Below are 13,649 nucleotides of genomic sequence, written 5' to 3' on the forward strand. Positions count from 1 at the left end.
CAGGTGGGCCACTCAGGCGGCCGGTTCGGACCCGAGCGCTTCGAGGAACGACCGTGCCCACCTGTCGACGTCGTGGGTGAGGACCTGACGCCGCAACGCGCGCATCCGGCGTCTGCCCTCGGCAGGGTCGAGCGTAATGGCCGCCTCCAGGGCGTTCTTCACCCCGTCGAGATCATGCGGGTTGACGAGAAAAGCGCTGGTCAGCTCGGCGGCGGCACCGGCGAACTCGGAGAGCACGAGCGAGCCACCGAGGTCGTGACGGCACGCGACGTACTCCTTGCAGACCAGATTCATCCCATCGCGCAGCGGGGTGACGACCATGACGTCGGCCGCGCTGTAGAACGCGGCGAGTTCCTTGCGGTCCACCGACTGGTGCAGGTAGTGCACGACCGGGTGACCGACGCGGGCGAACTCGCCGTTGATCCGGCCCACCATCTGCTCGATCTCGGTGCGCATCCGCTGGTAGTGCTCGACGCGTTCCCGGCTGGGGGTGGCCAGCTGGACGAAAGTGACGTCCTCGGGCTGGACACGGCCCTCCTGGAGCAGTTCGTGCAGAGCCTGCAGGCGCAGGTCGATGCCCTTCGTGTAGTCCAGGCGGTCGACCCCCAGCAGGACCGTCCTCGGGTTGCCCAGGTCGCGGCGCAGCTGGGCGGCCCGCTCCGACACCTCCTTGGTGCGGGCGAGCGAGTCGAGGCCGGCGGCGTCGATCGAGATCGGGAACGCCCCGACCCGGACCGTCCGGTTGCCGACCTGCATCATGCCCGGCCGGGACCGCACGCCGACCGCGCCGCGGCTCGGTTCGAGCCCGAGCAGCGTGCGGGCCAGCCACAGGAAGTTCTGCGCGCCGCCCGGCCGGTGGAACCCGACCAGGTCGGCACCGATCAGGCCGCGCACGATCTCGGCCCGCCACGGCAGCTGCATGAACAGCTCCACCGGCGGGAACGGGATGTGCAGGAAGAACCCGATGCGCAGGTCCGGCCGCAGTTCCCGGAGCATGCTCGGCACCAGTTGCAGCTGGTAGTCCTGCACCCACACGGTGGCGCCCTCGGCCGAGACCTGCGCGCTGGCCTCGGCGAAGCGGCGGTTGACCTGGACGTAGGACTCCCACCAGCCGCGGTCGAACACCGGCGGCGCGACCACGTCGTGGTACAGCGGCCACAGCGTGGCGTTGGAGAAGCCCTCGTAGTAGTCGCGGACCTCTTCGGTGGACAGCGACACCGGGTACAGGACCAGGCCCTCGTCGCTGAACGGGTCGACGTCCACGCCCGGCACGCCCGGCCAGCCGACCCAGGCGCCCTTGCGCGAGCGCAGGAACGGTTCCAGCGCCGACACCAGCCCGCCCGGGCTCGCGGTCCAGCGCTGGTTGCCGTCGGCGGTCCGTTCGAGGTCGACGGGCAGCCGGTTGGCGACCACGACGAAGTCCGCCGAGGCCGTGCCGATCCCTGGTTCGCTCACGTGGACATGCTCCCTTGTCGTCCGCTGGAACACTATCTCGCGCCGGCGAACCAGGATCCACCGCGCGGTGGCTCAAGGACGGCTACTCCAGTCGCCGCTCGCTCGTCTGCAGCGGACCCGCCATGCGGGGGCCCGCGAGCTTCCGTTCGAGACGGCCGAGACCGGTGCGGACCGGCTGCGCGAGGTACTCCCCGAGTACCACACCGGCGGCCAGCGCAAGCCCGATCGCGGCCGCTTTGATCAGCGTCGCGAGGTTGCCGTTGCTCTGGGTGGCCAGTTCATACAGGCCACGGTACGTGGACAGACCGGGCAGCAACGGGGTGATCCCGGACACCGCGACGACCAGCGGAGTCACCTTCAACCGGCGGGCGAGCACACCGCCGGAGAAGCCCACCACGATCGCCGCCACAGCCGAGGAGGTGATGACGTCGAAGCGGCCCACGATCACCAGCGCGCCGTACACGCCGGCACCGATCGCACCGGCCGCGGCCGCCACCAGCATGGACCGCATCGTCGAGTAGCTGGCGAGCGCGAAGCACGCCGCCGCGGCCGCCCCCGCGGGCACGATGACCAGCAGGCTGTTGGCCGTCTGCGCGGGCAGCACCGGTTCCGCCGGGGCGAACCCGAGGGCCTTGGCGATGTTCAGCGCGAGCGCGACACCGGTGATCAGCCCGGCACTCATCAGGACCGTTTCCATGGTGCGGCCCGCGGCGGTGACGTTGTAGCCGGTGATGGCGTCCTGCACGGCGGAGACCGTGGACAGACCGGACAGCAACACGGTGATGGCCGCCGCGGCGACCAGCGTGGAGAAGCGCGCCGGGACGAGACCGGTGTTCACCGCGACGGTCGCCAGCCCCGTCGCCACCAGGCCGCCGACGGCCTGCTGGAAGAAGAACGGCAGCGCGACGCGGTTCAGCAGCCGGCCGAGCCGGTCGATGAGCGCGGAGATGATCAGCGCGCCGACCGCGACGTCCGCGGTGCCGCTGAGCAGCAGGGTGATGAAGAAGGCCATGCCGCCCCAGGCCAGCGTGGCGACCCAGCGCGGGTAGGGGTGCGGCGCCGTGGTGATCCGGTGCAGCTCGGTGTACGACTCTTCGGCGCTGAGGTTGCCGCGCAGGATCTGCTGGACGAGCATCTCCGTCTGCGACAGACGGGTGTAGTCGAGGCTGCGCGACCGGACCACCCGCAGAGCGGTGATCGGGTTCGCGTCGGTGCCCCGGTGGCAGGTGACGGTGATGGACGTGAAGATCACGTCCACCTCGCAGTGCGGGAGACCGAAGGCGGCGGTCAACGACAGGATCGTCGCGGTCACGTCCGACGCGCCCGCCCCGCTGGCCATCTGCACCTCGCCGATGCGCAGGACCAGGTCGAGCACGAAGTTGACGGTCGCCTCGTCGGGCAGGGCGGGACCGAGTTCGGTGGTCGCGTCCGGCGCCGGCTGATCGCCGGTCGGCGCTTCCAGGATGTGCCAGGCCCGGCGCCGCGGCTCGGTCGATCGCCGCCGCCGGTTGGCCTTGTCGACGCCCGGATCCACCGGCGCCTCGAGAATGTGCCAGCCGCGCCTGCGGGTCACCGGGCCCCGGACGCGCTGGGTGCTGTTCATGCGGCCGTCACCTCCTTGATTTGGCCTCCCGGCTGGCCCATCGCCTGGATCACGCCGGTCGTTGCAAAGGGGCAACCGTGGCGTGCGCCACTCAGCCGATCATCCACGAAACCGGAGGGCCCGGCAGCGGTTGCTAGGATGGCCCCGGCCAGGCCGACTTAGCTCAGCTGGTAGAGCAGCTGTCTTGTAAACAGCAGGTCAGGGGTTCGAGCCCCCTAGTCGGCTCCCCGTGCGGCCAGGGTGTTTCCCCGCGAGAGGAGACACCCTGGCCGGCTCGTCCCAGCTTCAGGCTCGCCCGAACCCGTGGTAGCAACGTTAGGCAGCCCGCGCGCATTCCCGTGACCTGCGCGAACGGGCCGAAGTCAGGGACCTGCGCCGCCGGCGACACGCGCACGGCGGACTTCTACGCCGGACTCGGTTTCGACCGGGTCGCGGAGCTGCCCGGTTCCGGTGATCGGCATCGAGGTCGACGACGTCGAAGAGGCGGCGCGCTATTGCGAGAGGCCGCTCTCGGCTCTGCCCGGGGGCGGAGGAGAGCCACGACCACCGCGATTCGTTCGGTCGCCGTCACGTCGGTCATCGTCATGACGGTAGAAGCTCGAGTTAACTCAAAGACAAACCGCGACTCACGCTGTCGGGAGGGCAAACACGCCGCCCGCGACGGCGAACACGCTGCCCGGAGCGGCGAACACGCTGGAACCTTTCGGTGATCTTCGCTGCGCGCATGTCCGCAACGTGTGGACGGAATTATCCGGGTATCGAAGTACCGATTTCGATCGCTCGTTCGGCGGACGCCGAGAGCCCGATTGGTCCCATATGGTGCGGCCGGGAGGAATGCATGGAGCGAGAAATCGGCGGTGCGGGCGGTGGTTCCAAACCCGGGCGCGGCAAGAAGACCGGGCGGGTGGTCGCCGCCGCCGCGCTGGTCGGCGTGGTGGGCGTGGGTGGCGGTGCGGTGAGCCTGGGCGGCGGTGCCGCGGTCGAGGGGGCGGTGGCCGATTCCGGGGCGAACGCCGTGGCCGGCCGCGGGCTGAACGCCAGGAAGGCGGACGGCAAACGCTCCGCCGAGCGCGGCAAGCCGGACGAGGCGTGGCAGCGACTCGGGTTGCGCGGGGTGCGGAAAGCGGTGCGCCAGGACGCGTCCTGCCTGTTCCAGTCGACCGGTGAGATCCGCGAATTCTTCCTGCGCACACCGTGCACCGCGCTGGAGCGGCGATTGCTCGCCGTGGGGGACGGCGACGGGAACACGGCGCTGATCTCCGTGGTCTGGGTGAGTTTCCGCTCGCGCGGCCAGGCACGCGACTTCGACCGGCTCGAAAAGGTTCACGGCAACGGCGACATCGTCCCGCTCGGCGCTGCGTTGATCGAAATGGCGGACGTCCGGTTCACGGCGCGGCACTTCGATTCCCGGGTGCGCGGCAACACGGTCGTCATCGCCGAGTCGGAGTGCGCGACCGGCCGGGTCAGTGGTGCCGTGCTGGACGCCCTGGCCGAGGTGGCGGTGCACCTGCCGCGCAGCTGACGGGTAACACCGGCGCCAGGCCGGTGGTCCGATGAAGAGCCCTAAGCCTCTGGTCGCGCGGCCCGTGCCGGGTGTGCACTGCCGGACGCGGCCGAGGCCGGAGTCGGCGGGCGCCACCCGCCCGGCGCGGCCGGAAGGAGGCACTCATGACTGCCGACGAGCGACGTGAGCGCATGCGCCGGGTGCTGGACCTGATGTGGAACCAGGGTGAGCTCGCCGCCTGCGCGGACCTGTGCGCCCCGAACTGCACGTTCCACGACCCGAGCTTCGAGGTCGACGGCGTCGAAGGGTTCCAGCGCCAGGTCCGCGAGCTGCGCACGGCGAACCCGGACCTGCACATGGACATCCACGACGTGGTCGTCGAGGGCGACCTGTGCGCGGTGCGGTGGACCATGGGCGGCACGGCACGGGCGGAGTTCCGCGGGCTGCCTGCGACCGGCAAGACCTACGTGATGAGCGGGATGCTGTTCGGCAAGTGGGCCGACGACCGCGTCGTGGAGATGTGGACCAACTACGACCTGCTGGGCGCACTGCAGCAGCTCGGGATCATCCCGGAGATGGCCTCGCGCGAATCCGCGGGCTGAGGTCACTCCAGTTCGGCCAGGCGCAGCCGCAGGTGCGCCACCAGCGGTTCGCTCAGGCCGAGCGCCAGGGCCCGCCGGTACGCGGCCCGCGCGGCTTCGGTGTCGCCGAGGCGGTGCAGCAGCTCCGCGCGGGTCGCGTGCCACCAGGGGTAGCGCGTGAGCCCGGGAATCGCGTCCACCAGGGACAGACCGGCGGCCGGGCCGTCGCGCTCGGCCACCGCCGCCGCCCGGTTCAACCGGGCCACCGGGGAATCGGCCACCTCCAGCAGCACGTCGTACCACGAGATCAACGCGTCCCAGTTCGTCTCGGCATAGGTGGGTGCCAGCGCGTGGCAGGCCGCGATCGCGGCCTGCACCAGGTACTCCTCCGGCGCCGCCGCGCGCTGCAGTCCGCGGCCCAGGTACGACACGCCCTCCTTGATGGCGGCCACGTCCCAGCGCGACCGGTCCTGGTCGGGCAGCAGCACCGGCACCCCGTCGGCATCCACCCGGGCGGCGCGGCGCGAGTTCTGCAGCAGCAGCAACGCGAGCAGGCCCAGCGCGGTCGGCTCGTCCGGCATCAGCCCGGCCAGCAGCCGGGCCAGCCGGATCGCCTCGTCGGCCAGTTCGGCCCGCACCAGGTCGGTGCCCGCGGCTGCGGCGTAGCCCTCGTTGAAGATCAGGTACACCGTCGCCGCCACGCCCGCGAGCCGGTCCGGCAGCTCGGCCGCTGCGGGCACGCGATACGGAATGCAGGCCTGCGTGATCTTCTGCCGGGCGCGGGTCAGGCGTTTGGCCATCGTCGCCTCCGGCACCAGCAGCGCCCGCGCGACCTCCGCCGTCGACAACCCGCCCAGCGTCCGCAGCGCCAGCGCCACCTGGGCTTCCAGCGACAGCGCCGGGTGGCAGCAGGTGAACACCAGCCGCAGCAGGTCGTCCGGCACGGTTTCGACCGGCTCCGGTTCGACGAACGGCATCGCCGTCGCCTCCTTCCCGGACCGCGCCGCCTCGCGGCGGAACAGGTCCACCGCCCGCCGCTTCGCCGTGACCAGCAGCCAGCCGCGCGGGTTGTCCGGCACCCCGTCCCGCGGCCAGGTCTCCAGCGCCCGTACCACGGCGTCCTGCACCGCGTCCTCGGCCAGCCCGACGTCGCCGGTGACGCGGATCAGCGTGGCCAGCACCCGGGTCCCCTCGTCCCGCACCAGCCGCGCGACCGCGTCACCGGCCTCCATGATCAAAACCGGTCAGAACTCGATCACCGGGCGGATCTCCACGACCCCGTCCCACGCCGCCGGGAGCCGTGCCGCGAGCCGCACGGCCTCGTCGAGGTCCGCGCATTCGAACAGGTAGAACCCGGTCAACGCCTCTTTCGTCTCGGCGTAGGGGCCGTCGCTGGTCAGGACGTCCCCGCCCTTGCCCCCGGACACGCGCACGGTGGTCGCGGTCGAGGTCGGGTAGAGGGCCTTACCGCCGCGGATCACGGCCGCCGCGGCCGCGCCGAAGTCCAGGTACTCCTGGGTGGTCTCCGCGTGCTCGGGCGCCGACCAGTCGACGTCCGCGGTGTAGAGCAGGGCGGCATAGGTGGGCATGGCTGCTCCTCGGGTGTGCGCACCGGCGCCGGTCGCCGGTGTTCACGATAAGGACGAACAGCCTCCCGCCGCGCTGGACAACGCGGACGGATTTGTTTTCCGGCCGGGCGGCAGCGCTACTTGGTGATGCGGCCCAGCGCGCGGACCACCGCGATGCAGCGGTTCTCGATGTAGTCCATGCCCGCGGCTTCGGCGATGCGCCGCGCCTCCGGGGAGACGATGCCCTGCTGCAACCACAGCGCCCTGGCCCCGATCGCGGCCGCCTGCTCGGCCACCGCCGGTGCCTCCGGGGCGGGGCGGAACACGTCGACGAGGTCCACCGGTTCGGGGATGTCGGCCAGGGACCGGTAGACCTTCTCGCCCAGGAGTTCGTCGGCCGAGGGGTGCACCGGGATGATCCGGAACCCGGCCGCCTGCATCGCGGCCGGAACCGAGTGCGCGGCCTTCGCCGGGTCGCGGCTCAGCCCCACCACGGCGATCGTGTTCGCAGCTTTCAGGATGTCTTCGCCCAGATCGGCCATACCCTGCCAAACCGCCGCCGACCAGGCGTTATTCCACGGGCAGGCCCCGGGCCGCCCGGAACCGCGCCACCAGGTCCATCGCGACCCGCGGGTCGAACGCCATCTGCTGCCGGGCCAGCGCGAGCAGCTGTGGTTCACCGCCGGGCACGCGGTGCAGCCGGTCCTGGGTGAGGTCGTCGGTGAACACGTCGCGGATCGTCGCGCAGAACAGCAGGTACGCGGCGGCCTGGGCACGCAGGTCCGGCAGGCCCGGACCGCTGCTGATCTTCGCCCCGAGCGCGCGCAGCTCGCCGGGTCCCTCCGTCGCCGGGATCGCCACCAGGTCGGCGATCAAGCTCGACCGTTCCGGTGACGGCTCGGCGCCGCGGGCCGCGCCGGTGAACGCGTGCGCCTTGCGTTCCAGCTCCCGCCGGACCAGCAGCGCGGCGACCGCGCTCAACGTCTGCCCGGCGGGGATGTCGAGCAGATCGACGACCGTGCGGCGCAGGTCGCGCGGCAGGCCGCCGGAGAGGCAGTGGCACAGGCACCCGAACTGTTCCGGCAACCCGGGCACCCGGCGGCTGATCCACGCCCGGCTGTCCGCGGGGGTGAAGTTGTCCAGCCGCACCATTTCCGAGAAGGCGCTGTCGAACGCGTCCCGCGCCGGGATGCCGCGGCGCTCGAACGAGACGACGGCGTCGTCGGACACCGACACCAGGAACAGGCACCCGGGCACGTCGAACACGCCCTTGATGTCGTTGACCAGCTCCTGGGCCTTCTGCGGGTCGGCGATCTTGTCCAGCTCGTCGACCGCGATCACGACCCGGTCGGTCACGTCCGCGGCCCGCAGGACCCCGGCCGCGTATTCGGCGAACGCGCGGAACTCGTCGACCACCTCCGGGTAGCTCAGCTGCTGCTCGGCGCTCTGCGCCGACCGGGTCCAGCCGGCCTCGCCCTGGAGCGGCAGGGCGAGCTTGCCGGACCAGCCGGTCGTGTAGGTCTGCAGGAACCGGATGCGGCGCAGCTGCTGCCCGGCCACCGCACGAAGCTCCCGCAGCCGCGGATCGGCGGCCCGTGGCACCGGCCGCACCCCGCGGGCCACCCGGACGCCGAGCGCGACCAGGTTCGCCACGATCACCAGCGCCACGAGACCGGCGAGCACCAGCACCGCGACCCGCCACCCGGTCAGATCGCCGGTCAGCGGGGGCGGGTCGGTGACGAACCGCACCGGCGACCGTCCCCACGCCCAGCTGCCGAGCAGGACGGTCACCGTCAGCGCGGCGAGGTGGCCGAGCAGCCGGCGCAGCAGGTGTGCCAGCCGTTCCCGCCGCCGCACGGGCGCCACCAGCCGCGTGAACGTCGCCCACCGCTGCGGCCGTTCGGTGCCGTGCGTGCGGGTGATGACCTCCTTGCAGAGCAGTGCGTGCAGGTACAGCACGAAGTCGCGGGCCTCGTAGCGGGCGGGTGCGGAGGCGATCGCGGCGAGTGGTGGCCGGGCCGGATCGCCGAGCACGCCAGTGGCGACGAGCCGGATCGCGGTGCTCTTGCCGGCCCCGCGGTGTCCGGCCAGCGCGATGGCCCCGGTCTCGGACCGGGTGACGGCGGTGCGCAGCCGGTCGACGGCCGCGGTGAGCACCGGCGGGGCGGTCGGTGAGTCGGTGTAGAGGTCCTGGATCGCGCGGTAGGTGAACTCGGTGCTGTCCGGCGGGATCCGCGTGGCCTCGAGGTAGCGGAGCAACGCCGGCCAGACGATCCGCTCGGCGGCGTGCACGCGCCACAGGTGGTCAACCGGGAGCGTGACGACCCGGGTGAGGAGCCCGTGCAGCGGCTCGACCCAGCGGGACCCGGCCCGGGAGGCGATCGCGAGCACGGCGAGATAACCGGCCACCCCGACCAGCGCCGACCACCACGGCAGGTTCGGCCAGGCGCGGACCAGCAGCAAGTGGTAGCCGAACACCGCGGCGAATCCGGCGGCGAGCCGGACGTGGTCCAGTGCGCCGAGCCGCGGGTACTCGTCGGCCAGCCGGGACACGATGACCCCGTCGAAGGAGGGGTCGCGCAGGAACCCGGCCCTGCCCTCGGCGAGCTGGTCCGCCAGGTCCAGGTCCTGGCCGAGCGCCTCCCGCGCCGCGCGCAGCGGGATGCGCTGTTCGGCCAGCATCCCGCGGGCCCGGTCGGAGAACAGGACGGCGGTGATCAACGCGTCGTCGTCCCCAGCCGCCACGGGTGATCAGCTTAGTCAGCGCACCACCACGACGTGCTCCCCGCGCGGGACGAACTCGCCGATCACCGGGGCACCGGGGATCTCCCCGGCCAGCAGCAGGCCGCCCGAGGTCTGCGCGTCAGCCAGCAGCAGGGCCTCCTCCTCGGGCACCGCGGACAGGTCGGTGTGCGGCCGGACCCAGTCGAGGTTGCGCCGGGTGCCCCCGCTGACGTGCCCCGCCGCCAGCGCCGGCCGTGCACCATCCACATAGGACACGGCGGCGGCGTCGACCACCGCGGTCACCCCGCTGGCCCGCGCCATCTTGTAGAGGTGCCCGAGCAGGCCGAACCCGGTCACGTCCGTGGCGGCGGTGATGCCGGCTTCGAGTGCGGCGCGGGCGGCCGGGGCGTTGAGCGTCGTCATCACCTCGACCGCCTCCGGGAACCGCTCACCGGTCGCCTTGTGCCGCGAGTTGAGCACCCCGATGCCGAGCGGTTTGGTCAGCGACAACGGCATCCCGGCCCGGGCCGCGTCGTTGCGCAGCAGCCGGTCCGGATCGCCGGTACCGGTCACCGCGAGACCGTACTTCGGCTCCGGGTCGTCCACGCTGTGCCCGCCGGCGAGGTGGCAGCCGGCCTCGGCGCAGACGTCCGCCCCGCCGCGCAGCGCCTCCGCCGCCAGCTCGAACGGCAGCACCTCCCGCGGCCAGCCGAGCAGGTTCACCGCCACGACCGGGCTGCCGCCCATCGCGTAGACGTCCGACAGCGCGTTGGCCGCCGCGATCCGCCCCCAGTCGTAGGCGTCGTCGACCACGGGCGTGAAGAAGTCGGTGGTCGCGATGAGGGCGAGCCCGTCCTGGATCCGCACGGCCGCCGCGTCGTCCCCGTCGTCCAGTCCGACCAGCAGCTCCCCGGCCGGGGCGGACGGCTGCCGCCCGACCAGCCCGCGCACCACGTCCTCCAGCTCGCCGGGCGGGATCTTGCAGGCGCACCCGCCGCCGTGCGCGTACTGCGTCAGTCGGTAGCCCATGTGCACATCGTGCCGTGCTCGCGCTGCGCCGGCCGCCCGAAGTTGCGATCATGGGGGTGTCCCCCAGGGAGGCGTATCCGGTCTGGTGGCCGGCGCGGTCTTCAAAACCGTTGAGCGGCAGGCGCTGTCGCTGGCGGGTTCGATTCCCGTCCGCCTCCGCCACCCAGGGAGGAGCGAGGAGTGGCCGACCCCCGTCGCCGGGTGCCGCGGACCGACGCGCTGCTCGCGCACCCGCGCCTGGCCGCGGCCGAGCGGGTGCTCGGCCGCAGCCTGGTGAAGGCCGCCGTGGTGGCGGCGCAGGACCGTGCGCGGGCCGGGGAGATCGAGCCGGAGCAGGTCGCCGAGCAGGCGATCGCGGCGTTGCCGGCGGCGGCGACGACCTTGCGGCCGGTGGTCAACGCGACCGGTGTCCTCGTGCACACCAACCTCGGCCGGGCGCCGCTGTCCCGGGCCGCACTGGACGCCGTGGTCACCGCGGGCCGGGGCACCGACGTCGAGTTCGACCTCGCCACCGGCCGCCGCGCCCGCCGTGGGCGTGGGGTGCTCGCCGCGCTCGCCGAGGCGGTGCCGGCCGCGGGCGCGGTGCACGTGGTCAACAACAACGCGGCGGCGCTGCTGCTCGCCGCGCTCGCGCTCGCGCCGGGCAAGGAGATCGTGATCAGCCGGGGTGAGCTGGTCGAGATCGGCGACGGGTTCCGCATCCCCGAGCTGCTGGAGTCCACCGGCGCCCGGCTGCGTGAGGTGGGCACCACCAACCGGACGAGCCTGCGCGACTACTCGGCGGCGCTGGGCCCGGACACCGGGTTCGTGCTCAAGGTGCACCCGTCGAACTTCCGGGTCACCGGGTTCACCGCGGAGGTGCCGGTGTGCGAGCTGGCGACCCTCGGCGTGCCGCTGGTGGCCGACATCGGGTCCGGGCTGCTGGCCCCGCACCCGGTGCTGCCGGACGAACCGGACGCGACCACGGCGCTGCGCGACGGCGCGGACCTGGTGACCGCCAGCGGCGACAAGCTGCTGGGTGGCCCGCAGGCCGGGCTGCTGCTGGGTTCCGCCGATCTGGTGGAGAAGCTGCGCCGGCACCCGGCGGCGCGCGCGTTGCGGGTGGACAAGCTGACCTTGGCCGCGCTGGAGGCCACCGTGCGGGGTCCGGAGCCGCCGGTGGCGCGGGCGCTGGCCGCGGACGTGGCGGACCTGCGCCGGCGGGCCGAGGCGCTGGCCGTGCGGATGCCCGGCGCCACCGTCGAGTCGTGCCGCGCCGCGGTCGGCGGCGGTGGCGCGCCGGGCGTCGAGCTGCCGTCGGTGGCGGTGAGCCTGCCCGGATCGTGGGCGGAACCGCTGCGCACCGGCTCGCCGTCCGTGGTGGGCCGGGTCGAGCGCGGCCGGTGCCTGCTGGACCTGCGCTCGGTCGACCCGGACGAGGACGAACTGCTGGTCGCGGCGGTGCGGGCGTGTACGTCGTAGCGACGGCGGGGCACGTCGACCACGGCAAGTCGACGCTGGTGGAGCGGCTCACCGGCACCTGGCCGGACCGGCTCGCCGAGGAGCAGCGCCGCGGCCTGACGATCGAGCTGGGCTTCGCGTGGACGGAGATCGACGGGCGGCGGCTGGCCTTCGTGGACGTGCCCGGTCACGAACGGTTCGTCCCGAACATGCTGGCGGGGGTCGGGCCGGTGCCGGCGGTGGTGTTCGTCGTCGCCGCGGACGAGGGGTGGATGCCGCAGTCGGCCGAGCACCTGGCGGCGTTGCGGGCGCTCGGTGTCCGGCACGCGCTGCTCGTCGTGACGAAGGCGGATCTGGCCGACCCGCGGCCCGCGCGGGAGGAAGCGCTTTCCCACCTGGCGGCCCTGGGCCGGTGCGACGCGGTGGCCGTCGGGCGGGGCGGGGACCTGGGGCCGTTGCGGCGGGCGTTGTGCGCGCTGGTCGACCGGTTGCCCGCGCCCGATCCGGCGGCGGACGTCCGGCTGTGGGTGGACCGGGCGTTCACGGTGCGCGGCGCCGGGACGGTGGTGACCGGGACGCTGGCCGGCGGCACCCTGCGGGCCGGGGACGAGCTGGAGCTCGCCGGGGAGCGGGTGAGCGTGCGTGGCTTGCAGGCGCTCGGGACCGGGGAACGCGAGGTGACGGCGGTCGCGCGGGTCGCGGTGAACCTGCGCGGTGTGGACCGCGGCCAGGTGCGGCGGGGCGATGCCCTGCTCACCCCGGGGGCGTGGGTGCACACGTCGGAGGTGGACGTGGCCGTGCGCGCCCAGGGCGAGTTGCACCGGGAACTCGTGCTGCACCTGGGCGCGGCCGCGGTCGCGGTGCATGTCCGTCCACTCGGGACGGACGCGGCGCGGTTGCGGCTGCGGGAGCCGTTGCCGCTGCGGATCGGGGACACCGGGTTGCTGCGAGATCCGGGCGAGCACCGCATCGCAGCCGGTGTCACGGTGCTGGACGTGCGGCCGCCGCCGCTGAGGCGCCGCGGGTCGGCGCGGGCGCGGGCGGCGGAGCTGGCCTCCGGGCGCGTCGCGCCACCGCCGATCGCGCGGGCGGCTGAACTGCGGGCGATGGGCTTTCCGTTGACCGGTAAGCGGATCGGTGACTGGGTCGTCGATGACGAGGCGATGACGCGGGCGCGCGAGCGGGCGCTGTCGCGGTTCGACGAGTGGTCCCGCCGCAACCCGGTGGCGGCCGGCATGCCGGTGGAGGCACTGCGCCAGGCACTCGACCTTCCCGCGGCCGAGCTGGTGCGGGCGGCACTGGACGGAACCGGGCTGGAGGTCGCGGACGGGCTCGTCCGCCGTCCCGGCGCCGGGTTGCCGCCGCGGGTCCTGTCCGCGCTGGCGCGGCTGGACGAGCGGTTCCGGTCGCAGCCGTTCCGCGCGCCCGAGGCCGACGACCTCGCCGGGCTGGGATTGGGCGCGCGGGAACTGGCGGCGGCCGTGCGCGCCGGACGGCTGGTCCGGATCGCGGACGGCGTGTTCCTCGGCCCGGACGCCCCGGCCCGCGCCGCCGAGGCGCTGGCCGCGCTGACCCAGCCGTTCACGGTCAGCGAGGCCCGGCGCGCGCTCGGTACGACGCGCCGCGTGGCCGTGCCACTGCTGGAGCTGCTCGACGCCCGGCGGATCACCGCGCAGGCCCCCGATTCCCGCCGCCACCTGCGCTGAGCTGCGCCGGCACGCTGGTTTCGCTCGGAAGCGTGACGG

Annotated in this window: 11 protein-coding genes and 2 tRNA genes; 6 read left to right on the forward strand and 7 right to left on the reverse strand. The window is 73.4% G+C overall.

Features of this window, described 5'->3' with window-relative positions; all coding sequences use genetic code 11:
• Window positions 1–12: 12 nt before the first annotated feature.
• Together FHX46_RS03675 and FHX46_RS03680 are read right to left on the reverse strand one after the other, a co-directional pair.
• On the reverse strand, window positions 13–1,455 hold the full coding sequence (locus tag FHX46_RS03675; RefSeq protein ID WP_167110630.1) for an alpha,alpha-trehalose-phosphate synthase (UDP-forming): 1,443 nt from the start codon (window positions 1,453–1,455) through the stop codon (window positions 13–15).
• Window positions 1,456–1,537: 82 nt separating this feature from the next.
• Window positions 1,538–3,058 carry a threonine/serine exporter family protein gene (locus tag FHX46_RS03680; protein WP_167110631.1) on the reverse strand — a complete coding sequence of 507 codons (1,521 nt, stop codon included), beginning with the start codon at window positions 3,056–3,058 and terminating at the stop codon, window positions 1,538–1,540.
• A gap of 152 nt (window positions 3,059–3,210) precedes the next feature.
• Here FHX46_RS03680 and FHX46_RS03685 point away from each other — a divergent pair.
• The 3 genes from FHX46_RS03685 to FHX46_RS03695 all read left to right on the forward strand — a co-directional run bounded on the left by FHX46_RS03685 (window position 3,211) and on the right by FHX46_RS03695 (window position 5,164).
• Window positions 3,211–3,283 (forward strand) — tRNA-Thr (locus tag FHX46_RS03685).
• A 613-nt stretch (window positions 3,284–3,896) separates the two neighbouring features.
• Complete coding sequence (locus FHX46_RS03690) at window positions 3,897–4,580, forward strand: hypothetical protein (protein ID WP_243871217.1); 684 nt, start codon at window positions 3,897–3,899, stop codon at window positions 4,578–4,580.
• A 146-nt stretch (window positions 4,581–4,726) separates the two neighbouring features.
• Window positions 4,727–5,164, forward strand: coding sequence for an ester cyclase (locus FHX46_RS03695; protein ID WP_167110633.1), 438 nt, complete (start codon window positions 4,727–4,729; stop codon window positions 5,162–5,164).
• Window positions 5,165–5,166: 2 nt separating this feature from the next.
• Here FHX46_RS03695 and FHX46_RS03700 read toward each other — a convergent pair whose 3' ends face one another.
• The 5 genes from FHX46_RS03700 to selD all read right to left on the reverse strand — a co-directional run bounded on the left by FHX46_RS03700 (window position 5,167) and on the right by selD (window position 10,464).
• Entirely contained in the window at window positions 5,167–6,375 is a 1,209-nt protein-coding gene (locus FHX46_RS03700; protein WP_208399995.1) for an RNA polymerase sigma factor, read from the reverse strand.
• Window positions 6,376–6,387: 12 nt separating this feature from the next.
• On the reverse strand, window positions 6,388–6,732 hold the full coding sequence (locus FHX46_RS03705; protein WP_167110635.1) for a YciI family protein: 345 nt from the start codon (window positions 6,730–6,732) through the stop codon (window positions 6,388–6,390).
• 116 nt (window positions 6,733–6,848) lie between these two features.
• Window positions 6,849–7,253 (reverse strand): CoA-binding protein, encoded by a 405-nt coding sequence (locus FHX46_RS03710; protein ID WP_167110637.1) that lies wholly within the window; start codon window positions 7,251–7,253, stop codon window positions 6,849–6,851.
• A 28-nt stretch (window positions 7,254–7,281) separates the two neighbouring features.
• Window positions 7,282–9,456, reverse strand: coding sequence for a hypothetical protein (locus FHX46_RS03715; RefSeq protein WP_313886011.1), 2,175 nt, complete (start codon window positions 9,454–9,456; stop codon window positions 7,282–7,284).
• A gap of 15 nt (window positions 9,457–9,471) precedes the next feature.
• On the reverse strand, window positions 9,472–10,464 hold the full coding sequence (selD, locus tag FHX46_RS03720; RefSeq protein ID WP_167110639.1) for a selenide, water dikinase SelD: 993 nt from the start codon (window positions 10,462–10,464) through the stop codon (window positions 9,472–9,474).
• Window positions 10,465–10,531: 67 nt separating this feature from the next.
• Here selD and FHX46_RS03725 point away from each other — a divergent pair.
• The 3 genes from FHX46_RS03725 to selB all read left to right on the forward strand — a co-directional run bounded on the left by FHX46_RS03725 (window position 10,532) and on the right by selB (window position 13,610).
• A tRNA-Sec gene (locus tag FHX46_RS03725) sits at window positions 10,532–10,626 on the forward strand.
• An 18-nt stretch (window positions 10,627–10,644) separates the two neighbouring features.
• Entirely contained in the window at window positions 10,645–11,925 is a 1,281-nt protein-coding gene (selA, locus tag FHX46_RS03730) for an L-seryl-tRNA(Sec) selenium transferase (protein ID WP_167110641.1), read from the forward strand.
• Entirely contained in the window at window positions 11,913–13,610 is a 1,698-nt protein-coding gene (selB, locus tag FHX46_RS03735) for a selenocysteine-specific translation elongation factor (RefSeq protein WP_167110643.1), read from the forward strand. The genes selA and selB overlap by 13 nt, the downstream gene beginning before the upstream one ends.
• The last annotated feature ends 39 nt before the right edge of the window (window positions 13,611–13,649 follow it).

Origin of the sequence: Amycolatopsis viridis (genome assembly GCF_011758765.1) — a bacterium.
Lineage (GTDB): Bacteria > Actinomycetota > Actinomycetes > Mycobacteriales > Pseudonocardiaceae > Amycolatopsis_E > Amycolatopsis_E viridis.